Source organism: Alkanindiges illinoisensis DSM 15370 (genome assembly GCF_000619845.1).
GTDB lineage: Bacteria > Pseudomonadota > Gammaproteobacteria > Pseudomonadales > Moraxellaceae > Alkanindiges > Alkanindiges illinoisensis.
The window spans coordinates 532,694-555,512 of record NZ_JHUX01000003.1; the positions used below are offsets into that span (position 1 = coordinate 532,694).

General features: G+C 46.1%; 20 protein-coding genes. 11 read left to right on the top strand and 9 right to left on the bottom strand.

The features are described 5' to 3' along the window. The first annotated feature begins 171 nt into the window (after window positions 1–171). The 3 genes from Q337_RS0102755 (at window position 172) to zapE (ending at window position 3,293) form a co-directional block, all read left to right on the top strand. The gene (locus Q337_RS0102755; protein ID WP_034279164.1) at window positions 172–1,203 is read left to right on the top strand and encodes an AraC family transcriptional regulator; all 1,032 of its coding nucleotides are present in this window, start codon (window positions 172–174) and stop codon (window positions 1,201–1,203) included. Window positions 1,204–1,401: 198 nt separating this feature from the next. Beyond that, a complete protein-coding gene (locus tag Q337_RS0102760) occupies window positions 1,402–2,055 on the top strand; it encodes an alpha/beta hydrolase (RefSeq protein WP_051526507.1) in 654 nt (217 codons plus the stop codon). A 104-nt stretch (window positions 2,056–2,159) separates the two neighbouring features. Further along, entirely contained in the window at window positions 2,160–3,293 is a 1,134-nt protein-coding gene (gene zapE / locus Q337_RS0102765; RefSeq protein WP_026470288.1) for a cell division protein ZapE, read from the top strand. Window positions 3,294–3,411: 118 nt separating this feature from the next. Here the strand turns inward: zapE and Q337_RS0102770 are convergent, their stop codons facing one another. The 5 genes from Q337_RS0102770 to Q337_RS0102790 form a co-directional block, all read right to left on the bottom strand. Beyond that, on the bottom strand, window positions 3,412–4,449 hold the full coding sequence (locus tag Q337_RS0102770) for a WavE lipopolysaccharide synthesis family protein (RefSeq protein ID WP_169733735.1): 1,038 nt from the start codon (window positions 4,447–4,449) through the stop codon (window positions 3,412–3,414). 129 nt (window positions 4,450–4,578) lie between these two features. Then, a complete protein-coding gene (locus Q337_RS0102775; RefSeq protein ID WP_026470290.1) occupies window positions 4,579–5,328 on the bottom strand; it encodes a glycosyltransferase family protein in 750 nt (249 codons plus the stop codon). A gap of 40 nt (window positions 5,329–5,368) precedes the next feature. Then, a complete protein-coding gene (locus Q337_RS16530) occupies window positions 5,369–5,875 on the bottom strand; it encodes an HAD hydrolase family protein (protein ID WP_156935683.1) in 507 nt (168 codons plus the stop codon). A 16-nt stretch (window positions 5,876–5,891) separates the two neighbouring features. Beyond that, window positions 5,892–7,829: an aminoglycoside phosphotransferase family protein gene (locus Q337_RS0102785; protein WP_156935684.1), complete on the bottom strand. Its 1,938-nt coding sequence runs from the start codon at window positions 7,827–7,829 to the stop codon at window positions 5,892–5,894. A gap of 291 nt (window positions 7,830–8,120) precedes the next feature. Beyond that, window positions 8,121–9,092: an AraC family transcriptional regulator gene (locus Q337_RS0102790; RefSeq protein WP_026470292.1), complete on the bottom strand. Its 972-nt coding sequence runs from the start codon at window positions 9,090–9,092 to the stop codon at window positions 8,121–8,123. 150 nt (window positions 9,093–9,242) lie between these two features. Here Q337_RS0102790 and Q337_RS0102795 point away from each other — a divergent pair, with 150 nt between their 5' ends. The 3 genes from Q337_RS0102795 (at window position 9,243) to mnmG (ending at window position 13,712) form a co-directional block, all read left to right on the top strand. Then, window positions 9,243–10,475: an alkane 1-monooxygenase gene (locus Q337_RS0102795; protein ID WP_026470293.1), complete on the top strand. Its 1,233-nt coding sequence runs from the start codon at window positions 9,243–9,245 to the stop codon at window positions 10,473–10,475. Window positions 10,476–10,610: 135 nt separating this feature from the next. Beyond that, entirely contained in the window at window positions 10,611–11,507 is an 897-nt protein-coding gene (locus Q337_RS0102800) for a bile acid:sodium symporter family protein (RefSeq protein ID WP_026470294.1), read from the top strand. Between the two features lie 327 nt (window positions 11,508–11,834). Beyond that, entirely contained in the window at window positions 11,835–13,712 is a 1,878-nt protein-coding gene (gene mnmG, locus Q337_RS0102805; RefSeq protein ID WP_026470295.1) for a tRNA uridine-5-carboxymethylaminomethyl(34) synthesis enzyme MnmG, read from the top strand. 96 nt (window positions 13,713–13,808) lie between these two features. Here mnmG and Q337_RS0102810 read toward each other — a convergent pair whose 3' ends face one another. Beyond that, complete coding sequence (locus Q337_RS0102810) at window positions 13,809–14,414, bottom strand: Maf family protein (protein WP_026470296.1); 606 nt, start codon at window positions 14,412–14,414, stop codon at window positions 13,809–13,811. Beyond that, window positions 14,404–14,787, bottom strand: a complete 384-nt coding sequence (locus Q337_RS0102815; protein WP_026470297.1) for a DUF2237 family protein — start codon at window positions 14,785–14,787, stop codon at window positions 14,404–14,406. The genes Q337_RS0102810 and Q337_RS0102815 overlap by 11 nt, the downstream gene beginning before the upstream one ends. Window positions 14,788–14,984: 197 nt before the next feature. On the opposite strand from Q337_RS0102815, the gene Q337_RS0102820 reads away from it, so the two are divergent. The 5 genes from Q337_RS0102820 to katE all read left to right on the top strand — a co-directional run bounded on the left by Q337_RS0102820 (window position 14,985) and on the right by katE (window position 21,261). Then, window positions 14,985–16,178, top strand: a complete 1,194-nt coding sequence (locus Q337_RS0102820; RefSeq protein ID WP_026470298.1) for a phosphoglycerate kinase — start codon at window positions 14,985–14,987, stop codon at window positions 16,176–16,178. Window positions 16,179–16,203: 25 nt separating this feature from the next. Beyond that, window positions 16,204–16,581 (top strand): hypothetical protein, encoded by a 378-nt coding sequence (locus Q337_RS0102825; protein ID WP_026470299.1) that lies wholly within the window; start codon window positions 16,204–16,206, stop codon window positions 16,579–16,581. A gap of 557 nt (window positions 16,582–17,138) precedes the next feature. Next, a complete protein-coding gene (locus Q337_RS18750) occupies window positions 17,139–17,582 on the top strand; it encodes a hypothetical protein (RefSeq protein ID WP_026470300.1) in 444 nt (147 codons plus the stop codon). A gap of 157 nt (window positions 17,583–17,739) precedes the next feature. After that, window positions 17,740–18,780, top strand: coding sequence for a class II fructose-bisphosphate aldolase (fba, locus tag Q337_RS0102835; RefSeq protein ID WP_026470301.1), 1,041 nt, complete (start codon window positions 17,740–17,742; stop codon window positions 18,778–18,780). Window positions 18,781–19,113: 333 nt separating this feature from the next. Next, complete coding sequence (gene katE / locus Q337_RS0102840) at window positions 19,114–21,261, top strand: catalase HPII (RefSeq protein WP_156935685.1); 2,148 nt, start codon at window positions 19,114–19,116, stop codon at window positions 21,259–21,261. Window positions 21,262–21,349: 88 nt separating this feature from the next. Here the strand turns inward: katE and Q337_RS0102845 are convergent, their stop codons facing one another. Next, window positions 21,350–22,099 (bottom strand): UDP-2,3-diacylglucosamine diphosphatase, encoded by a 750-nt coding sequence (locus tag Q337_RS0102845; protein ID WP_034279166.1) that lies wholly within the window; start codon window positions 22,097–22,099, stop codon window positions 21,350–21,352. Window positions 22,100–22,148: 49 nt separating this feature from the next. Next, window positions 22,149–22,658, bottom strand: a complete 510-nt coding sequence (locus tag Q337_RS0102850) for a peptidylprolyl isomerase (RefSeq protein WP_026470304.1) — start codon at window positions 22,656–22,658, stop codon at window positions 22,149–22,151. Window positions 22,659–22,819: the final 161 nt, after the last annotated feature.

A 22,819-nucleotide genomic window follows, 5' to 3' on the forward strand; every position in this document is an offset into this window, starting at 1 on the left:
GATGATAAACCATGCTAAGGTTGACATGGAAATTGTTTTTTTCGGCAAAAGCACTTTTTTGTAAACTGTGCTACATATTCTGTTTAGTGAAATTTGTTTCTAGCAGTTTTAGTAAAAGCATGTATTCATCATGATCAGGTTGGTGATGCAAAATGATGGCAAGGGAGAATTATGGCCAAACGTTCAGTGCTGGGATTATTGTATTTATTGCAGGGTTTGCAGGCTGCTGGTGAAGACACTCAGGCCATTTTGCATCATCTGGCTTTAGATATGACCCAGCTTGATCCTTCAGCTGCCATTGACCTTGAACTGGAATATGCCATTCAAAAGCAGATTGTCGGGCAGATTCGCCATCCGGCCATTGGCTTGTATATCGGCCAGCAATTTAATCTGGCAGGCTATGGACCGCTACTCATGCTGCTGATGACCAGCCCGGATTTGCAGGAAGCCATGCGACTGGGTGTTTATTATCAAAAAATCACTTTTTTGTTTGGCAGGCTTGCCTTAAACCAGCAGCAGGATTTAACCATCCTGACCTATGATTCTCTGGAAGCTGATCCGGTGTTGCATCGTTTCCGGGCCGATGCTGAAATTGCAGGCACCTTAAAGCTGCTAAAAGACATGCAGGCGGCATTGGGGGTTCATATTGCGCTGGAACGGATTGATTTGCCGTTTAGCGCACCACATGATGAGCATATCTTGCAGCAATACCAGCAGTTTTATGAAGTACCGTTGTATTTTGACCAGCCCTGTGGCGCGTTTTATTGTAAAACGGTGGCGTTAAATCACCGGATTATGGTGGCTGATGCGGCTACCCATCAGCGCTATCGGCAGCAGTGTGATGAGGTATTAAAGCAATATTTGCAGGAAGAGCAGCAGGGTGTATCGATTAAGGAGCAGGTACTGGATTACCTAAAAATGCAATTACATTTTTTGCCGCCAATTGCTGCGGTAGCTACTGCCTTGGGCTTGTCCGAGCGTACCTTGCGCTATCGGCTGGCGGAACAGGACACTAGTTTTCGCAAACTGCGCGACCAGTTACGTTTTGAGCAGGCCTGCCAGTTGCTATTATCTACTACGGATTCCATTGAACAAATTGCCGAAAAACTGCATTACAACGAAGCCTCGGCGTTTGCCCACGCCTTTATGCGCTGGAGTGGCCAAAGCCCAAACCAGTACCGCAAGGCGCAGCAGGCTAGATAGACGATAATAGACAGCCTGTAAAAAGATCAATTTCTATTGGCTTTAATGATTAGATTTTAGTCTTAGCCTATTACAACTGGAAGGCAAACCCCTTAATATACAGCTCTGCATTGAGCAGGCCATGTCAGGCATGGTGATCACCGGCTCATGCTGTAGGCAGACATTTGTTCCATAAATTAAGGTTTGAGGGTTACGCCAATGACTGATATTCAAATTGCTGCGCCAGCAGGTTCATTGCAGGCACGCGCACTTTGGCAGCAGTCTGAGCGTATTGTGCTCATTTGCCATCCCCATCCGCTATTTGGCGGCACGATGGACAATAAGGTCGTGACGACACTGGCCCGTTTTTTTAGAAACCAGAATGTGTCTGTCGTGACCTTTAATTTTCGTGGGGTGGGGAATAGTAGCGGCCAGCATGATAATGGCATCGGCGAGATTGATGATGCGCTGGCTGTTCTCAACTGGATAATTCAGCAAAATCCGTTTCAAAACCAGTCTGATTCCCAACCTCGTCAATTGTATCTGGCCGGGTTTTCCTTTGGCGCATACATTGCCGCAGCCGTGGCTTCACGCTTTAACCAGCAGCAGATCAATGCAGAATTAACCGAATTTAAGCTGGTTAAAACCTTTCTGGTTGCGCCGCCAGTGCATCATTACCCGATGCATGATCTCAGTCTTGCTACAGATACCGTGGTACTGATGGGTGATCAGGATGAAGTGGTGCCGCCAGCCGAGGTGATATCATGGGCAACCCAGCTTGATCTGCAATTGGTCATGATGCCGGGTTGCAGCCATTTTTTTCATGGTCACTTGCCGGATTTGGGCCAGCAACTAGCACAGCATTTTCCCTGATTTTGTGACATCTGTTCTTAAGGCACCCTAATGTGATTTAAGACGTTTTTCAAATCCGCATTTTTTTAGATTTACTGAGTCAACGCAGTTTTAGAGCAGCCTATATGAGTATTGAAGCGCCAGAACATCCCAGAAATCCTTATGCGCCGGATGCGCGTTCTCCCGAGCAGCGCTATACCGATGCGCTGGCGTCTGGCCAGTTTATGCCGGATGAAGAGCAGGGTGCGGCCATCCATGCACTGGATGAGGTGTGGCAAAAACTGGTGCAACGCTATGAAGCGTCAAAAAAACCATTTGGCCGTCTGATGCAGCCAGCCGTTCCCAATGGGGTTTATATGTGGGGCGGTGTGGGCCGTGGTAAAACCTGGCTCATGGATCAGTTCTTTGATGCAATTCCGTTTCGCCGCAAGATGCGCATGCATTTCCATCATTTCATGCAGCGCGTACATAAGGAACTCAATAGCCTGACTGGCCAGCGTGATCCCATGGAAACTGTGGCAGACCGGATTTATGCCGATGCTGTGGTGATTTGCTTTGACGAGTTTTTTGTCACCAATGTCACCGATGCCATGATTTTAAGCGACCTGTTCCAGAAGCTGTTTGACCGCGGCATTACCCTGGTTGCTACGTCCAATATTGCCCCTGATGGTTTATATAAAAATGGCATTCACCGTGACCGCTTTTTGCCCGCTATTGCCATGATTAAGACCCGCTGTAATGTATTAAATGTAGATGCCGGCATTGACTACCGCTTGCGGGTACTTAAACAGGCGCATTTGTATTTATCCCCCCTTACCCACGATGCAGAAATCTGGATGGCCAAACGCTTTGCCGCTTTAACCTGTCAGCACGAATACTCAGATGAACCAATTACGGTGAACGATCGCCAGATTGAAACGCGTGGCCGTACCGAAGACACATTATGGTGTGATTTTGCCGAGCTTTGCATGAAACCACGTAGTCCGGCAGATTATATTGAGTTGGCCAATACCTATAACACCATTTTGCTGGGTAAAGTGCCTGTGTTAAATGACAATATTGCCGATGCCACGAGACGGCTGATTTATCTGGTGGATGAATTTTATGATCGCCGGGTCAAGCTGATTGTGACCGCACAGCAATCCATTCTGGAATTATATCAGGGTGAAAAACTGGCGTTTGAAATTGAGCGTACCCGGTCACGCCTGCTGGAAATGCAGTCTGATGAATATTTGCAGGCAGAGCACCGTCAGGTGTAATTACTGGTTTTAAAAGCTGATGTATGATTAAGCCACTTTACTCGTTAACTTAGCAATGAAGCGGCTTTTTTGATTTAGAAAGCATTATCCCAGAAAGCATTATTCCAAGAAATAACAGCTAAGCCTCCATCAAGGTTGGTGTATTGATGCTATATTTCTGGTAATCCCGATACCAGACCTGATGGCTATATAAGCCTTTTAACAGTTCAGGTGGTAGCTGGTCCTGGTAAACCTTTAATTTAAGCGACCATAAACCCCACTGGTGCTGATCTAGTATGATGAAATTATTGGCAATAAAACGCTCAGAGGATTGCAGGATATCAGCATCATCCTGTGACGCATGCTCCAGGGTAATGCCCAAGGTACGCTGTGCAAGGTTAGACACAATATATTGCTCTGGTGAGTAGCGCCACAAGCGGTCTGGCCACAGATCATTGGTGGGTTTTGGGCGGGTTTCAAACCAGCGCGAAGTTGCAGGCTCATCCATAAGTGGACAATCAAACAGTTTTTGCATATCAGCCGTTAAACCAAAATAAGCCCAGTCCGATACATGAAACGGACGCGGCTGGATTTTGGTACTACGATTTTTGTGTGAAGCGCTTCTGGGTTGAGTGCTTTCATATTTCAGGCTATAAACCGGGAAGCCAATGATACGCTGTTCCAGCACATGCCATGGTGCATCCACATGATGAAACTGGTTAAAATAACTGCTAAACAGGGGGTGAAACAGCAATAGGTCACTACGAATTTTCAGCGTATATTTGGTTTTAACCTGAGCCAGCCCGGCTTGTGTCGAATAAATCAGACGGTTGCCATTGTTATACAGGTTTTCGGCCTTGGCTTTTGGTTTATAGAAATTTGTAGTTCCCGGATCATCAAGTTGCAGAGTAATATCAGCATCCAGATCTTCAACCGGCTGGCCTTTCCAGGTGGATAAAATCAGCGTGGCATAGGGCAAGTGCTGCCTGAGTGCTTTAAGTACCTGCCGAGTAATGCCTTCGGGTGCCAATGGTGTTATATGGGTAAAAATTGGCCCCTGAATCACTACACTAATTTCACGGCTGTCGATAGGCTGCAATGTGCTGATATGCGGGGCTGTGGCATGATGGCTAGAAGCATTTCTCAACGCATTGTCCTGAATAATATACTGTACCATCTGAACTGGATTTAATTTAAAAAAATTCTTATGTTTGATCATATTGACAGTCATTTCTAAAATATTACCTAATCATTTTCATAGACTTCTTTGGTGAGAAGTCTATTTGTCTTCGGCATCTGGCTCAAATTAAACGGCGATCTGGGTAATCTGGGTGTTCATCAGCAATGGCATGCGTGGCAAGGCGCTTTCCAGTTCTTCGGGTGTGCCAAGGCAGGTAAAATGCTGGCAGTTCAGGCACTGGATATAATGCCCATCTTCAATGGCACGGTTATACAGTGGGGCAATATAAAATTCGCCCTGTTCGGTGATGTCGTTCATCAAGGAATGCTTGATGGAATATAACATCCATGCAGTATCAGAAAAATAATAGGTTCCGGTTGAGGCCAGCCGTGAAATAATTTTCTTTTCACGTACTTCCACCACCCGGTCAGGCTGTTCATCATGGGTTCGGGCAAAACTCCAGCGTGCATCATTCAAGGCTGATTCAAACACCACCAATCCGCCAAACACATCATCATCCGGCATGTCCATGCTCTGGAAAGCAGTATCGGCATTATGAATCAGGGTAGGCTGGGTTAAGTCCATCATGTCGCGCGCCAGATAAACGGTTTCTGCCTGACCACGGGTAAGACTTTCCAGAATCTTGATTCGTGGTTCAAACATGCCATAGGTTTTGTTGATGTCTTCAATAATCTGGGCGGTAAAGGCATCTTCGCGCACAATGAAAATCAGCCGTGAAGCATATTCCAGTGGTAGCGAATTGGTCGCCCACTGATACATGGGCTTGCCCTGTACATCAATCAGCGGCTTTGGAATCTGAAAACCTGCTTTACTAAAGCGGGAACCTGCACCTGCCATGGGAATAACAATATTCATTTCAAGCTCCTTGATTCGGACAATATTTTTAAGCTGGAACTCAGGCACTTTCAGTGACAGTGGCGCTAGGCATGCTAGCCATCGTCATGCATCCCGAGGAATCAGCATTGTTGTTGCATGTAATCTGGCAATCAGCCGTTGCATGTATGCTGGTAGCATCAGTTTTAGCGGTAGCTTTGCCAGCATCATCGATCAGTAGCGCATTGAGCTGCTCAACCGAAATGTCATGCCAGTTGCCATTAAAACGATAGCCACGATCATCAATGTAAATATCCGCATTAGGTTTGCCAAACCAGATTTCATCGTATTCAATCTGGTGGTCTTCCAGCCATTGCAACAGGATTTTTCCTTGTCTCGCAATGACCATGCCCACGTTGGCATCACAGGTTTTCATGTGCCGGGCAGTGGCTAAAATAATGTAATGTCCAGCCTGACGAAGCGCTTTAAGTTTTTCGACTGCACCGGGCAGCGGTTGTACTTCGGCATAGGTCTGGTTTTCCTGTCTGATCTCACAAAGCGTGCCATCAATATCAATACATAAGCGCATTTTTAACCTCTAGTTTTTATACTGAAATCACTGTTTCTATACTGTTTGGTTTGGCTGGTACAACCTTGGCCGGCCAGTCCTGCTCATATTCTGCTGTCGTGTGTTGTACCGGGCTATGTTCGGAGACACTGCTTTGCCGGGCCAGCAGGTTTTGAACTGGGTCTTGAATGCTGTCATAAACTGCATTAAGCAACTTGAGTCCGGTGAGCAAAAAAGCAATCTGGCGTTTAGGCTGGTCACGATGCAAGGGTAGCATGGTTAAAAACAGCAGGCTTTCCAGCAAAATCAGTTCATTTAAGGCATAGGCTGTTTGTGCCCTGATTTTGTCAAAGAAAAGATTTTGCAGTTTTTCCAGATAGTCTGACTGCGGCATGGTGAACTCAAAATTCAGGCTATCCTGTTCCAGCCGGAACAAGTCATTGATAATAAAGTCATATCGGCCATGCACTGAATGCAGTACTTTGGCAAGGTCATAACGCGGGTCGCCCTGATTAACTGAACCAATAAAATCACCACGTGGGTCAATCAACCGTAATACGCCGCTGCCCGGTTCAAACAAAATGTTGGAAAAACACAGGTCACCATGCACAAATCCTATTTCTACATTACTGCTGAGTTGCTGGATTTGTTCCATCAGCCATGGTTGAAGGGTGCTAAAGCCTTGCAGGGTCTGGCCGTTGAGGCAAATGGTTTTGGCATCAAGAATTTGTTCAAGTGCGGCACTGGTTTTTGCCTGTGCTAGCCGTGCATTTAGTTTTTGTGCATAAAACTGATTCAGGGCTTCACTGTCAATCAGCCGGGGTGCATCATTGCTGACATTAGCTTCAAGACAGGCATGAGCATCAAGGCTGCTTGTCTTGGTAAATTGCTGATGAATAAATAGCAGGCGCTCAAAAATGTCATCCCAGCTTTCAACAGGCAGGGCGTAGTACACAAAGTATTGCGACAAGGATTTATAAGGATAGTATTCCAGTGAATACCATGCGGTATCCTGTGTTGCGCCTGCATCATCAATACTGAAGCTGATACCGGAATCAATCAGTCGTGGAAAGTAAATTTGCAAGTGTGCAGGCAGACTCTGGTAAAAATGCACTTCCTGCTGTAGTTTTTTGACTTCACTGGATTGCTTGGTTACCACGCCCATTTTCTGGTCAATGGACACTTGGTTAAAACAGCGGCTTGCGACCATGCTGTCATTATTGTTGTCTGCTAAAAGGCTATTGTCCTCAGGCTTGAGCAAAATCTCTTCACAGTGCTGGTTCACCTGCTGAAAGCAGCGCTGAATTCTGGAGCCATGCGTCAGCGTAGTTGCTGTGCGCATTGCGCGGTAGCGATGGGCAAATCCTTTAATATCCAGCCAGAACCCTAGAGAATCTGAAGCCGCCACCGATGAGTTTTTATGGATTGGGTCAGTGGTGGAATCTGAAGTAGTGCTGCTGGTCTGGCTTTCCTTGACCCATACCAGCGGACAAGAATGATGCGGATCAATTTTTAAATATTGCAATGGATTAAAGCTGCGACTCTGGATTTTTTGCACCCAGACAAAAGAGGGATTAACCGGATCATGCCGTAAAAAAATATTAGTGTAGTGTTGCAGATATTTTTCACCCTGCAAGGTCAGGCCGCCGCCCTGCTCAAAAAACCATGAATCCCTGACTTGCAGGCATTTAAACGTGCAAGCCGGATAGAGCGACTGTAACTGCTGGATTTGCTGTTTAACAATGCCGTCCACCTGAAACAGTGCAATCAGGAATTTTTTAAAGCCATGACCAATCAGGTTTTCAATCTGTGTGTAGATTAATGGCCTGCCTTTGCTCATTGACCATGCGGTTGAGTGACAATTGAGGCTGTTTAATTCTGCAAAATCCAGATGATGACTTTCAATCAGAATAGTCCAGTCAAAGACCACAGGAAATTTTTGGCAAAACATAGCCGCAGCAAGAGCCTGAGTCATTTATCATTGCCTCGTTTTTAAAATCAAACTGCCACAAGCAGAATCAAAATTGTTTTATTAAGTCTGTGTGTTGGAGCATTGATTAAAGGCGATAAGTAATGTGGCTGTCGTTTTACGTTTTGTGTGGAAACACGAACAATTTGTAGCCATTGTTACGCGCCCGACGGGTTTTGAGCGAGTTTGAACAGCTTTATAGCGACGTTTGACTAATTAGTTTTTATTTAATAATGGCTTAAAAAAGCTGGAAGCCTTAACAAAAATGTCATCCTGGAATGTGATGTATCACACATTTTACTGAGCCTCAGGATTTTGCTTGCGATACTGACTGGGTGAGTAACCATGAAACCGCTTAAAGGCCTGACTAAACGAGGTTTCTGAGGCGTAACCTACTTTTTCAGCAATGCGGGCAATACTCTGCTGGTTGTTATAAATCTGGCTTTCACGCAAATGCCATGCTGCCAGACGCAAGCGGTGAGCAGCGAGATAGGCCAGTGGGGTATCACCCATTGTACTGCTAAAGCGTTCGGCAAAAGCAGAGCGTGACATGCAGGCAAGGCTGGCCAGATCAGCAACAGTCCACGGCTTTTCGGGTTCTGCGTGAATGGCACTCAGTACTGGTGCCAGTTGCGGGTCACGTAAAGCGGTTAGCCAGTTTTCTGATCCTTCCGGTAACTGTTCAATATGGTCACGCACACATTCAATCAGCAGCATACCCACCAGCCGGTTGAGCAGGGTATCGCGTCCGGGACGGCTGCGTTCGGCTTCCAGTGCCAAAAATTGTAGGCCAATTTGTAACCATGGTGGCGCGCCTGTGCCCATGGCATTCGTAATCGTCATTACAACGGGCAGGGAGCTAAGCAATGGACGCGCCATTTCCACATCCAGCAGACAGCGAATACTGAGCATGAGGGTTTGTCCGCGGCCACTATCACCCAGATGGACAGGATCATTGCGGTGGCCATTAAACTCTGGATACAGGTCATGCGGCTTAATGTGCGCAGCATTGACACTACAGCCATAAACATGATGTTTCTTGCCGGTGGGAATAATGACAATATCGCCGCCCTGAATGGCCTGCGCTGCGGGTGCTGTTGAAGAGGTCTGTGGATCAATATGTAGCATGGCATGGCCAAACAGCATGATATGAAAAACAAATTCGCCTTGTGTGTCCAGACAAAAATGCCAGTCGTTGCGTCCCGAAATATACAGATATTCGGCACCGCGCATGTGTATATCATCCAGAATCTTACTTAAGGCATCCATGACTGGCTCTGCTATGCAATGTTTTGGTTTTTAACACAAATGATGTCAAAAGCGTCTGCAATAGATTTTTTGGACGATCACCACTGGTAGTTATTCTACCATTGGTCAATGATAAGGTCATAGAGTCTATGATTGCCGGAGTGAAGTTTCATGAACGCCAACACCCCGATGGCCTTGCTTAAACAACGAGCCACTGAAAAAGCCAAACATAAAGATCCCAAGCGCTATTTGTGGCTGTTAAGCCCTGCCTTGCCCATGATTGGTCTGGGCGCTGCAACAGGTTATGCCATTGCTCCCAAAAAGCTGCGTGCCTTGTCCGCACTCGGGCCAATCATGCTGCATGGGGTTATTCCGCTGATTGACAAACTGGTGGGTGCTGATGCTGAAAACCATCCGGAAGAAGCCATCAAGGAGCTGGAAAACGATCCGTATTATATGCGTATCGTTAAAGCTTATATTCCAGCCCAGTATCTGGCTACAGTGGTGGGTGCCTATGCAGCCAGCCGCAAGGGAACACCATTAATTGACCAGATTATTCTTGGGATGTCAGTGGGTGCCGTCAATGGCATTGCCCTAAACACAGCGCATGAGCTGAGCCATAAGTCTGAAAAATTCTATCATTATTTATCACATCTGGCGCTGCTACCTACGGGTTATATCCATTTTCGGGTAGAACATCCGTATGGCCATCATCGCCGTGTGGCAACTCCTGAAGATCCGGCATCGTCACAAATGGGTGAAAGCTTTTGGCAATTCTGGCCACGCACCGTCGTTGGAAGCTTCAAGTCTGCCATCGAAATCGAAACCCGACGTTTAGAGCGTAAAGGCAAGCAATTCTGGTGTCTGGACAATGAACTGATTCAAGGCTGGGCCATGTCTGCGGCATTTCATGCCACGATGATTGCGGTGTTTGGCCGTCGGGTAATTCCATATATGCTAACTCAGGCCGTCTATGGGTTTACCCTGTTTGAGGTGATTAACTATCTTGAACATTATGGTTTAAAGCGCGAGCAATTAGCTGATGGCAAGTACGTGCGCACCATGCCGGAACACAGCTGGAACAGCAACAGCATGGTGACCAACCTGTTCTTGTACCAGTTGCAGCGTCATTCTGACCATCATGCCTATCCAACCCGTGCTTTCCAGGCCTTGCGTCATTTTGAAGATGTGCCACAATTGCCAGCAGGCTATTCTTCATTATTGCTGCCAGCCATCATTCCACAGTGGTGGTTTAAATTAATGGATCAGCGCGTGGTGGATCACTATAAAGGTGACTTGAACAAGGCCAATGTGCATCCCAAAGCCCGTGCCCGCCTGTTTGCCAAATATGGCGTGGTGGATCAGCTTTTGAATAAAGTCAGTAAGCTGGCCGAAACTGATTAAACCGCTTGTGCAAAAGTTGTTGTTGCTGTAGCTGTAACCTGCGACCCGTCAATTGACGGGTTTTTTTATAGCCTGATTTTTGTTAAGGTCACTGTTGAAAACAACGAAAACAAGTAATTTCAACGGAGTAAAATAATGGAATCAAATATCATTGTGCAGTTGCTGCCAGCTGCACTGGCCATCGTCATGATGGGTCTGGGATTGGAACTGCGCATCAGTGACTTTACCCGGGTCGCACAGCATCCAAAAGCTGTTATCACTGCCTTGGTCTGCCAGCTATTTATCCTGACTGGGCTTGCCTTTGTACTAACCCAATTGCTGGATTTGCCACCCTTGCTGGCTGTTGGCATGATGTTGCTGGCTGCATCCCCGGGTGGTGTTACCGCCAACCTGTATAGTTTTCTGTTCCGTGGCGATGTGGCCCTAAATATCACCCTGACAGCCATTAACTCCATATTGGCAGCCTTTACCCTGCCGTTGATTGTTAACTGGGCCAGCCGTTATTTCCTTAATAGCGATGAGCAGCTTAGCTTGCAGTTTTCCAAGGTTTTGCAGGTGTTTGCCATTGTCATTGTGCCGGTTGCCATTGGCATGGTGGTGCGCCATTATGCGCCTAATTTTGCTAGGCGCATGGATAAGCCAGTAAGGGTTTTCTCCGTGGTTTTGCTGGCACTACTCATACTGGGTGCATTGTTTCAGGAAAAAGACCATGTGGTTGAGTATCTGGTGCAGGTGGGTACAGCAACCTCATTGTTTTGCATTCTTAGCCTGTGTGTGGGCTATGTGGTTCCACGTCTGCTGGGAATTACCGAAGCTCAGGCGCGTGCCAGCGCCTTTGAAATCGGTATCCATAATGGCACGCTTGCATTAACGATTGCGCTTAGCTTGATGAATAACATGACTGTCGCTATTCCTGCTGCGGTCTATTCCATGTTTATGTTTATTTATGCGGCAATATTTGGCTTGATTATTAGCAAGGGCAAATTTAACAAAACAGTTCCTGTGCCAACCACTTCAATGCATAAATCCTGATGGGTAAATCATATTAAAGAGTAATTAAATCAAGCCTGCTTAAGTTCAGCAGGCTTTTTATTTTAATAAATGGCAGTAGATGCTACAGATTAAAAGAAATTAATAAAGCAAGCAGAGCATTCAATAAGCTTATAGACAGTAATGCAATACTACTGATCACTGAAGTCCAGCATAGTCCAAAATAAATTCCGGTAACTGGAATATTTTTAAGCGGTCAAGCATGGTTGTTGCAAGCAATTAGCTGAAAATAGATCTTTAACTATCACTATGGCGAATGACAAAAGTAGACTATAATTGCCGCCTGTTTTTTAGCCTGTAGACATCAAGATGCATTATCCTAAAGCGTATGACGTGATTGTGATTGGTGGTGGTCATGCCGGTACTGAAGCCGCGCTTGCTGCTGCCCGTATGGGACGACAAACCCTGCTGCTCACGCATAATATTGAAACTTTAGGACAGATGAGCTGCAATCCGGCCATTGGCGGTATTGGCAAATCACATCTGGTACGTGAAATTGATGCGCTGGGTGGTGCCATGGCGCTGGCTGCGGACAAGGGCGGCATTCAGTTTCGTGTACTCAATGGCCGTAAAGGCGCAGCAGTACGTGCAACCCGTGCGCAGGCTGACCGTATTTTGTATAAGGCTGCCATTCGGGATGTACTGGAGAACCAGCCTAACTTAGATATTTTTCAGCAGGCTGCTGATGATCTGGTGGTTGAAGGCGATACGGTTAAAGGTGTAATCACGCAAATGGGCATCCGCTTTGATGCCAAATCTGTCGTTTTGACAACAGGCACATTTTTAGGGGGCGTCATTCACGTTGGCTTGCAGCAGTCCCGTGGTGGACGCGCGGGTGATCCACCTTCTATTGCACTGGCAGATCGTTTACGTGAATTGAATTTGCCGGTTGGCCGCTTAAAAACTGGAACACCACCACGGATTGATGCGCGTTCGGTAGATTTTTCAGTGATGACCCCGCAACCGGGCGACACGCCAACGCCAGTCATGTCTTTTATGGGTGATGTGTCCATGCACCCGCAGCAAATCAATTGCTATATCACGCATACCAACGAACAAACCCACGATATTATCCGTAGTGGTCTGGATCGCTCACCCATGTATACTGGCGTGATTGAAGGCGTAGGGCCGCGTTATTGTCCATCCATTGAAGACAAAATCCACCGCTTTAGTGACAAGGACAGCCACCAGATTTTTCTGGAGCCAGAAGGCTTAACCACCCACGAGCTGTATCCAAACGGGATTTCAACCAGTTTGCCTTTTGATATCCAATTTAAGCTAGTACGTTCCATCAAGGGCATGGAAAACGCACATATCCTGCGTCCGGGCTATGCGATTGAATATGATTATTTTAATCCGCAAGCGCTTAAGCCAACGCTAGAAACCAAGTCGATTAATAACCTGTTTTTTGCCGGACAAATTAACGGCACAACCGGTTACGAAGAAGCAGGTGCACAAGGCTTGCTGGCCGGTTTAAATGCGGCGCGCCGTGCGTGGGATCAGGACGGCTGGACACCAAGCCGTGATCAGGCTTATATGGGTGTACTGGTCGATGACCTGATTACCTTGGGCACCAAAGAACCGTACCGCATGTTTACCAGCCGTGCCGAATACCGCCTGATGCTGCGTGAAGATAATGCTGACCAGCGTCTGACTGCCATTGGCCGGGAAATGGGACTGGTGGATGATGTTCGCTGGGCACATTTCTGCGAAAAAATGGAAAGCGTTGAACAGGAAACTGCACGTTTAAGGGCACTATGGGCAGCACCTAACAATAAGCTGGGCCAGCGCTTTGTGGAGCAAACTAGCGAAGTGCTGAGCAAGGAATGCAATGCCATTGATTTGCTCAAGCGCCCAAACGTAACGTTTAACCAAATCGCTGAACTCACAGGTTCAGACGTTTCCCAGTTGGTGGGCGAACAAATTGAAATCAGTGTTAAATACGCGGGTTATATTGATCGCCAGCAGGACGATGTTGCGCAACTGAAAAAACTGGAAGAAAGTTTGTTGCCGATTGATTTTGACTACGATGCGGTATCCGGTTTATCCCGTGAAATCACCCAAAAACTTAAAGATGTGCGTCCATCTAGTTTGGCACAGGCAGGCCGTATTCCTGGGGTCACGCCAGCAGCAGTACATTTGCTGATGGTGACGCTGAAAAAACAGGGTTTAAAGCGGGCTAGTTAATCGGCGTGTTTTAAAAAGCAATGTTTTAGAATTATCTATGAAAAAGCCCTTTTAAATTCAAAGGGCTTTTTTTATGTAATCTATAGGCTAAAACAGTTAAGGCACTTGCCAGCCCACTTCGCGCAGCATCTGGCTGAGTTTAATTAATGGTAAACCCATCAGTGCCGTAAAGTCCTCACCATGCATGGCTTCAAACAGGCTAATGCCCAGACTTTCAGCCTTGATACTGCCTGCTGAATTAAAAGGCTGGTCATACGCCACATAGCGCTGAATTTCCACTGCACTTAAATTGCGGAAGTGCACCAAAAAACGGATCAGCTCGGTACGGTTAATATTTAATTGCTGGCACTGCACATTCACGGCAGTTTCAAAATGTACCAGCTTGCCGGAAAGATTGCGTAATTGCTCATAAGCCCGAGCTGCGGTTAAAGGTTTGCCAATAAACACATGCGGTTCACTTTCAATCCACACCACCTGATCAGAACCAATGACCAGTGCATGAGGAAACTGTGCTGATATGGTTGCTGCTTTTTGTTCTGCCAGACGACAGGAGAGGGTCTGGGCATTTTCTCGCTCAAAAGGCGATTCATCAATTTCTGGGGAAATCACATCGAAGGGGACATTGAGGCGTGATAAAAGCTGACGCCGAATGCTTGAGGTCGAGGCCAGAATAATCGGTGGCCGAAATTGATCAGATCGCATAATTACGCAGCACCTCCAGTGATATAAAATCCAACGCCCGTTCATGGCATGCTTGTAATTTGATCGGGGGAGCGACCCCGGCATCATACGCTTCTTTCCAGCGTGTCACACAAATGCACCAGAAATCACCCGGCTGCAAGCCGTCAAAACCAATTTCGGGCAATGGTGTACTCAGGTCGTTACCAACCTGCTGTGAAAAGCTTAAAAATTCTGAGGTCATCTGCGCACATACCGTGTGCTGGCCAAGATCATAAGGACCGGTATGGCAAAAGCCATCACGAAAAAAACCAGTTATCGGGTCAAAGCAGCAGCTTGCCAAACGTTCACCCAAAACGTTTCGAATATTCTGTGAGGGAACAGGGTTTATTGACATGGTTAAAATAGATCCAAAACCTGAATGGGTAGACTTCTCTGTCTAGACAATAGGATTTTATACGGTATTTGTCCAATTCGTTTCGCTAAATTTCATTATTTCTTCGTAAATTGAAACATAGATTCCCGTAATGATTTGCTTTAACATTTGCGCCAATTATTTTGGCACTGATTTCTTGATAAAGGGTGGAGATTAAAATGAATTTTCAACGTATGACCGATCTTGATTTAAATGGCAAGCGCGTTTTAATCCGCGAAGATTTAAATGTTCCTGTTAAAAATGGACAAATTACCAGCGATGCCCGCCTGCGTGCGGCGTTGCCCACCATCCAGCAAGCGCTAAAGCAGGGTGCAGCAGTCATTGTGTGCTCGCACTTGGGTCGTCCAGTTGAAGGGGAGCCAAAGGCAGAGCAATCGCTGGCACCTGTTGCACAGTATTTGTCGAACGCGCTAGGTCAGTTGGTTGCCTTAAAAGATGATTATTTAAATGGTGTTGAGGTAAATCCCGGTCAGGTGGTTTTGCTGGAAAACGTGCGTTTTAACAAGGGCGAAAAGAAGAATAGCAGTGAACTGGCCCAGGCCTATGCCAATTTGTGCGATGTGTTTGTGATGGATGCTTTTGGCACTGCGCACCGTGCTGAGGCCTCTACCGAAGGCGTAGCACGACTGGCCAAGGTTGCCGCAGCAGGCCCATTACTGGCAGCCGAGCTGGATGCACTGGGCCGTGCCATGCAGGCGCCAGAAAAACCAATGGTGGCCATTGTGGCGGGTTCCAAGGTATCTACCAAGCTGGATGTTTTAAACTCGCTGTCCGGTATTTGCGATCAGCTCATTGTGGGGGGTGGTATTGCCAATACCTTCCTTGCAGCTGCTGGCTACAACGTGGGCAAGTCTCTGTATGAAGCAGATCTGGTTGATACAGCCAAGGCCATTGCTGCCAAGGTGAATGTGCCTTTGCCAGTTGATGTGGTGGTTGCCGATGCCAGCCAGCTTAGTGGCGATTTCATGGATTTTGTAGCCAATAGCCAGCCAGTTACTAAAAATGTAAGTGATATCGGTGACCATGACATGATTCTGGACATTGGCCCACAAACTGCTCAGCAATTTGCAGCATTACTAAAAAATGCCAAGACCATTTTATGGAATGGCCCAGTGGGTGTATTTGAAGTGGATGCCTTTGGTAACGGAACTCAAACACTTGCACAGGCAATTGCCGACAGTGAAGGCTTTTCCATTGCTGGCGGGGGTGATACGCTGTCAGCGATTGATAAATATGAAGTATCTAATCAGATTGGTTATATCTCAACAGGTGGTGGCGCTTTTCTGGAATTTGTCGAAGGCAAGGTTCTACCAGCGGTTGCTGTATTAACCGAGCGTTATTCCAATAACTAATTCCACTTGGTTTGTGAGGTGACTTATGAAACATATTTTACTGATTGCTGCTTTGGCAATTCCTTTTTCCCTGGTTGCATGTAGCGAGCGCACTCAAGAACATGCAGAAGCTACTGCTGACTCTGCTGCTCAGGATGCCAGTGTTGCTGCTGACCGTGCTGAACAGGAAAGCCGTGAAGCTGCTGCCAAAACTGCTGAAGCTGCCAAAACTGCTGGTGCAGTCGTTGCTGGTACTGCCATTAATGCAGCTGATGCAGTAGGGGATGCTGCCGACGATGCGCAAGCTGCGGCTGCGCGCTCTGCTGCTGATGCGGCCAATGCAACTGCTGAAGCAGCCAATAAAACTGCTGCCAAAGCAGAAGCCAATGCAGCCGAAGAAACTGCTGACGCTAAAAAAGATTAGTTGATAGCTTTTGAGTTAAACCCTGTCAGTGGTGCAGGGTTTAACTTTTATAAAAATCCCGTTTACCCCCTAGATTTTGTTTTTACTATTAAGAAAAACCAGTTGGGCTATCACTTACTACACATTTTCTAGTGTTGATTCCCTGATGAGTAAATGTTGATTATCACTTCTACTAATCGTTATCGGTTTGTAAATATCGGTCATAGAATTATTAAGCGAGTTCACAAGTTAAAAGCATTGTTGATATATGAAAATCTTTTATAAAAAGCTACAAAATCATGTAAACCAACAGATATAACCATAAATCAACAAAATGCTGTCATCTGCCTTTCATTTTTTAGCTGCAAAGTGATTAACCGAACTTCAACATTTGCATAAGAAATTATAGACAGTGCAGGGTTTCCCATCAATTACACCAATGCTAACCTGTCTGCGATTGATAAATATGAAGTTGCAATCAAGCTGGTGAAAGTTCAATAGGTTATCTATTCAAAAGAGCCTGTTGAGTCAAGCCAGGGTTATACCGATAAATAATTTAAATTTTTATGAGGTGATTTATGAAACAGGCTTTATTAATTGCTGCGCTAACTATTCCATTGGCCTTAAGTGCTTGTAGCAAGCATGACAATGCCGATACCACAGGCACTGATACCACCGCTGCGACTGCCACTACAGATACCAGCACTGCTGCTACTTCAACCGATGGTACCATGACAGACATGTCTGCAACTGATACTACCGGTACTGGTACCACAGATACCACCGCCACTGGTATGGGTGACACTACTGCAACTGGTACTACAGGCACTACAGCGACCGATACCACCGATACAACGACTGGTACTGCTACTGGCACCACTGCAACTGCGGGTACTGGCAGCAACTCAGCTGCCAACGCTGCACAGTCTGCTGCTGATGCTGCCAACTCTGCTGCAAAAGCTGCTAACGAAGCCGCTGCTGCTGCCACCAATGGCACTGCTACGGACAACAGTGCACGCTAAGCACTGGTAAACGCAAATCCCGTACATGCTACGGGATTTGTTGTTTTAGCACCTTTTATTTATTTAAAGTCCATCGGCCACAAGAATAAAAATTCCTAATATCACTGACATATTGCTTGACACACGTTAGAATTGGCCTAATTTTCTGGAGGATAATATGGCACTGATTTCCTTGCGCCAGTTGCTTGACCATGCAGCTGAATATAATTATGGGGTTCCTGCTTTTAATGTAAATAACCTGGAACAGATGCGTGCCATCATGATGGCAGCAGACCAGACTAACTCTCCGGTGATTGTGCAGGCCAGCGCCGGTGCTCGCAAGTATGCCGGTGCACCCTTCTTACGTCATTTGATTCTGGCTGCTATCGAAGAGTGGCCACATATTCCGGTGGTAATGCATCAGGATCATGGCACCAGTCCTGCGATTTGCCAGCGTTCCATTCAGTTGGGCTTTAGCTCGGTCATGATGGATGGTTCACTGGGTGAAGATGGTAAAACACCAACTGATTATGATTACAACGTGAGTGTAACCCGCCGTGTGGTTGACATGGCGCATGCCTGTGGTGTTTCTGTGGAAGGGGAAATTGGCTGTCTGGGCAGTCTGGAAACTGGCATGGCTGGTGAAGAGGATGGTGTAGGTGCCGAAGGTGTGCTGGATCATTCGCAGTTATTGACCGATCCGGAAGAAGCAGCCCAGTTCGTAGCAGATACCGGCGTAGATGCGCTGGCAATTGCCGTGGGAACCAGTCACGGGGCTTATAAGTTTACCCGTCCACCAACTGATGACATTCTGGCGATTGAGCGTATTAAGGAAATTCATGCCCGCATTCCCAATACCCATCTGGTAATGCATGGCTCCAGCTCTGTACCACAGGATTGGCTAGCTGTGATTAACCAGTATGGCGGCGACATCAAGGAAACCTATGGTGTTCCTGTTGAGCAACTGGTTGAAGCCATTAAACATGGTGTACGCAAAATCAATATTGATACCGACCTGCGTCTGGCATCTACGGGCGCTATTCGTCGTGAACTGGCGACAAATCCTGCCGAGTTTGACCCACGCAAGTACTTTGCCAAAACCATTACCGCCATGCAGGAAATCTGTGTAGCCCGCTACGAAGCATTTGGCACGGCTGGAAATGCCAGCAAGATTAACCCGATTTCTCTGGAAAAAATGGTTAGTCGCTACAGCAAATAAGCATTTATAAAGTATGCATTAAAAACCCGTAGCTTTCTGGTCTACGGGTTTTTTTATAGCTTCTAGTCATTAAATTTATAGTTTTTACTTATTAAAATAACTAAAGAATCTTTTTAAGCTTAACACTTAACAATGTAGCCATACGTATCTTATATATCAGCATTGTAGTTATAGCCGTGCTTCCTGTTGTCATGTGTTATGAAGCTGTACCTGCATATTGATTGACCTTTCAATTTACCTTATTCATAGCGCTGACAATACAGACAGGTCATAACACGCCTAAATAAAGCTAGCGGCTATTAGGCATAAAAACCCATCGCACTGGAGCCAATGATGATTAAGAATCCACAAACAGATAATGATGCGTTTAAAAGTGAACTTGCAGGCACAGATACTACTGACCGCCAGAATAGCTCTGAAAAGAACGAGCAACTGGAACAATATAAGGCAGATGCTACCAATGAAGCCTTGCGCAGCAATCAAGGAATTAAGGTTTCAGATGACCAAAATACTTTAAAAGCGGGTGTACGTGGGCCTTCCTTGCTGGAAGATTTTTTGTTCCGTGAAAAGATGACGCATTTTGACCATGAGCGTATTCCAGAGCGTGTTGTGCATGCACGTGGTGCCGCAGCGCATGGTTATTTCCAGCCATATAAGAGCCATGCTGAATTGACCAAAGCAGCTTTTCTGCAAGATCCTAGCAAGCAAACCCCCGTATTTGTGCGTTTTTCACCTGTTCAGGGGCCGCGCGGAACATCCGATACTGTACGCGATACCCGTGGTTTTGCCGTAAAATTTTATACCGAAGAAGGTAACTATGATCTGGTAGGTAATGATATTCCAGTATTTTTTATTCAGGATGCCATCAAATTTCCAGATCTGGTCCATGCAGTAAAACCTGAACCGCATAATGAAATTCCGACAGGTCAATCCGCACATGATACGTTCTGGGATTTTATTTCTTTAACACCTGAAACTGCGCATCATGTCACCTGGCAAATGTCTGACCGTGCAATTGCCTTAAATTACCGTACCCGTCAGGGCTTTGGGATTCATACCTTCCGGTTCATTAATGCAGAAGGCAAGGCACGTTTTGTCAAATTCCACTTTAAGCCTTTGCAGGGTGTACTGTCTTTATTGTGGGATGAAGCACAAAAATTGGCTGGTAAAGATCCGGACTATCATCGCCGCGATTTGTGGGAATGCATTGAAGCCGGACTTTATCCAGAGTGGGAACTTGGCGTTCAGGTCATTGAAGAAGAAGATGAGCACAAGTTTGATTTTGACCTGCTGGATGCCACCAAACTTATTCCCGAAGAACTGGTGCCAGTTATTCCTTTGGGTAAAATGGTGCTTAACCGTAATCCGGAAAACTTTTTTGCTGAAACCGAGCAAGTGGCGTTTTGTCCAGCGCATATTGTGCCGGGTATTGATTTCACCAATGACCCGTTATTGCAAGGTCGCCTGTTTTCCTATACCGATACCCAGTTGCTACGATTAGGCGGACCAAACTTCCACGAAATTCCAATCAACCGTCCGGTTTGTCCATTCCATAATCATCAGCGTGATGGTTTCCATCGTCAAACCATTAACAAGGGTCGTGCATCCTATAATCCGAATTCTATTGATAATAACTGGCCACGTGAAACTCCACCAGCCGCGGCACAGGGTGGTTTTGAAACGTATCAGGAGCGGGTAGATGGTCATAAAATCCGTCAGCGCAGTCCATCATTTGGGGATCATTTCTCGCAGGCCCGCATGTTCTTTAAGAGCCTGAGCGCGCCTGAACAGCAACATGTGATTGATGCCTACAGTTTTGAGTTGGGTAAGGTGGAACGTGTATGGATTCGCGAGCGTACCGTAAATGAAATTCTAGCCAATATCGATCTGGAACTGGCCAAAAAAGTTGCAATGAATCTGGGTGTTGAACCACCTACCAAAGGCACGGTTGAGGTGCCAGAAGTAAATCTGCAACCTGCGCCATCGTTAAGCCAGATGAGCTTTTTGCCAAAAGATATTAAGGCACGAAAAATCTCGGTACTGGTGACTAATGGCGTCAATGCCGATACGGTTGAGGATATTCTGAACTGGGCATTAAAGGAAATGGCTGTAGTGAAGCTGGTTGGCCCAAGTCCGGCTCCGGTTAAAACCAGTAAGGGTGAAATGCTTAAAGTTGATGCGGCAATGGATAGTATGCCATCCATTATGTTTGATGCTGTTGTGGTGGTAGATGGCGATGATATTGCAGCCATGCAGCAAAATGGTGAAGGCCTGCATTATTTGCTGGAAACCTATAAGCACTTAAAGCCACTGGTACTGCTGGGTGACAATGCTCAATTGCTGGAGCAGCTACGTCTGACGCCAGATGAAGGCACACTCAGCGGAAACAGTTTTGCTGATGTGCAGGATCAGCTAAAACAGGGTCTGTTAAAACATCGTGTTTGGGCGCGTGAGCCACTGGCTAAAATGGTTCCAGCCTGATTTATTGAGTGTGGCAAAAAAACCAGTCTAATTTAGGCTGGTTTTTTGTGAATGCGGTTTGTTAATTAATTGTTAGTTAGAAACTGGTCTAAAACTTCCATTCAATTAGTTGTAAGCCTTGTTCATTAAGCAGGGCAATCATGGCGCTACCATTGGTTGAATCTGTTGTCGAATCTGTAGTTTCTGATTCACGCCAGTCACCCAGCACCACACGTTTTTTGCCATTGCTGTATTCATGGACAGCAGAACGATGTGTATGTCCATGCAGTAAAATATCATGATTGCTGAGAACAGCTTTTACTGTCTGTTCATTGACATCCATCACATAAGCAGACTTGCGCTGATGGCTACTTTTGCTTCTTTGCCGTGTTTTTTTTGCAACCTTGCGTCGTGTGGTTAGGGGTAGTCTAAGAAGTGTATTCACAATTATTGGATGGCGGATTATTTTTTTATAACGCTGATAGGAGCGATCATCGGTACACAGGGCATCACCATGTTCAAGTATGATACGCTGGCCTGCATTCTCAATAGTAATACGTTCTTTATTGATTAACTGGCCACCAAAGCGGCTCATGAATTGCTGGCCCAGAGTAAAATCACGGTTGCCATGCATAAAAAAAATCCGGTTACCATGCGCTGTAAATACCTGCAAAGCATGAACAATGTCATCCAGCCACTGCGAATGATCATCATCGCCCAGCCAGGCTTCAAACCAGTCGCCCAGAATATAAAGCTGATCAATGCTAACTTGATAGTGAGCCAGTAAATCTAAAAACCCCCGCACAAGGCGAGGGTGATTAGGTGACAAATGTAAATCAGCAATAAACAGTTGTTGCACGGGACTTATAACCCCCTTGCTCCCCCTTATTAAGGGGGATAAAAATAGATTATTCGCTGATCACTTTGGCAGATTCGATCACGATGTCTTCAACCGGTACATCGGAATGATAGCCACGGTTGCCTGTTTTTACCTTTTTAATGGTATTCACCACATCCATGCCTTCAACCACTTTACCAAATACGGCATAACCCCAGCCTTGTGGTGTTTTGCCAGTATGGTTCAGGAACGTGTTGTTTTTTACGTTAATAAAAAACTGAGCGCTGGCAGAGTGCGGGGCATTGGTACGTGCCATTGCCACAGTGCCTTCTTCGTTGGTCAGGCCATTGTCTGCTTCATTTTCAATGGAATCACGGGTTGGTTTTTCCTTGAAATTGGCATCAAAGCCGCCGCCCTGAATCATGAAATTGTCAATGACACGGTGGAAAATAACGCCATCATAATGACCACTTTTCACATAAGACAGAAAATTCGCCACAGTTTTTGGGGCTTTTTCAGGATTTAATTCCAATACAATGCGACCTTTGTTGGTATTTAACTCAACTTGAGGGTGACTCATTGCTGTATCTCCAGGTTGTGCGGCAAAAGCCGTTTGAATTGGTTGAGTGATAGAGACGCAAACGGTAAACTGCAAGATCAGTAAAGCAAGAAATTGCGGTCTAAACGAAAGCGTTCCTAAATTGAGTGACATAGTTTTGACGAAATTTTCGAGTTTTGCGA

Coding starts and splice junctions, on each gene's coding strand:
- Q337_RS0102770 (WP_169733735.1), bottom strand. CDS start 4,449: ATGGTACAGTATATTATTCAGGACAATGCGTTGAGAAATGCTTCTAGC.
- mnmG (WP_026470295.1), top strand. CDS start 11,835: ATGCATTATCCTAAAGCGTATGACGTGATTGTGATTGGTGGTGGTCAT.
- Q337_RS0102795 (WP_026470293.1), top strand. CDS start 9,243: ATGAACGCCAACACCCCGATGGCCTTGCTTAAACAACGAGCCACTGAA.
- Q337_RS0102760 (WP_051526507.1), top strand. CDS start 1,402: ATGACTGATATTCAAATTGCTGCGCCAGCAGGTTCATTGCAGGCACGC.
- Q337_RS0102820 (WP_026470298.1), top strand. CDS start 14,985: ATGAATTTTCAACGTATGACCGATCTTGATTTAAATGGCAAGCGCGTT.
- zapE (WP_026470288.1), top strand. CDS start 2,160: ATGAGTATTGAAGCGCCAGAACATCCCAGAAATCCTTATGCGCCGGAT.
- Q337_RS0102790 (WP_026470292.1), bottom strand. CDS start 9,092: ATGGATGCCTTAAGTAAGATTCTGGATGATATACACATGCGCGGTGCC.
- Q337_RS0102810 (WP_026470296.1), bottom strand. CDS start 14,414: ATGCGATCTGATCAATTTCGGCCACCGATTATTCTGGCCTCGACCTCA.
- Q337_RS16530 (WP_156935683.1), bottom strand. CDS start 5,875: ATGCGCTTATGTATTGATATTGATGGCACGCTTTGTGAGATCAGACAG.
- Q337_RS0102755 (WP_034279164.1), top strand. CDS start 172: ATGGCCAAACGTTCAGTGCTGGGATTATTGTATTTATTGCAGGGTTTG.
- Q337_RS0102850 (WP_026470304.1), bottom strand. CDS start 22,658: ATGAGTCACCCTCAAGTTGAGTTAAATACCAACAAAGGTCGCATTGTA.
- Q337_RS0102775 (WP_026470290.1), bottom strand. CDS start 5,328: ATGAATATTGTTATTCCCATGGCAGGTGCAGGTTCCCGCTTTAGTAAA.
- katE (WP_156935685.1), top strand. CDS start 19,114: ATGATTAAGAATCCACAAACAGATAATGATGCGTTTAAAAGTGAACTT.
- Q337_RS0102825 (WP_026470299.1), top strand. CDS start 16,204: ATGAAACATATTTTACTGATTGCTGCTTTGGCAATTCCTTTTTCCCTG.
- Q337_RS0102800 (WP_026470294.1), top strand. CDS start 10,611: ATGGAATCAAATATCATTGTGCAGTTGCTGCCAGCTGCACTGGCCATC.
- Q337_RS0102815 (WP_026470297.1), bottom strand. CDS start 14,787: ATGTCAATAAACCCTGTTCCCTCACAGAATATTCGAAACGTTTTGGGT.
- Q337_RS18750 (WP_026470300.1), top strand. CDS start 17,139: ATGAAACAGGCTTTATTAATTGCTGCGCTAACTATTCCATTGGCCTTA.
- Q337_RS0102785 (WP_156935684.1), bottom strand. CDS start 7,829: ATGACTCAGGCTCTTGCTGCGGCTATGTTTTGCCAAAAATTTCCTGTG.
- fba (WP_026470301.1), top strand. CDS start 17,740: ATGGCACTGATTTCCTTGCGCCAGTTGCTTGACCATGCAGCTGAATAT.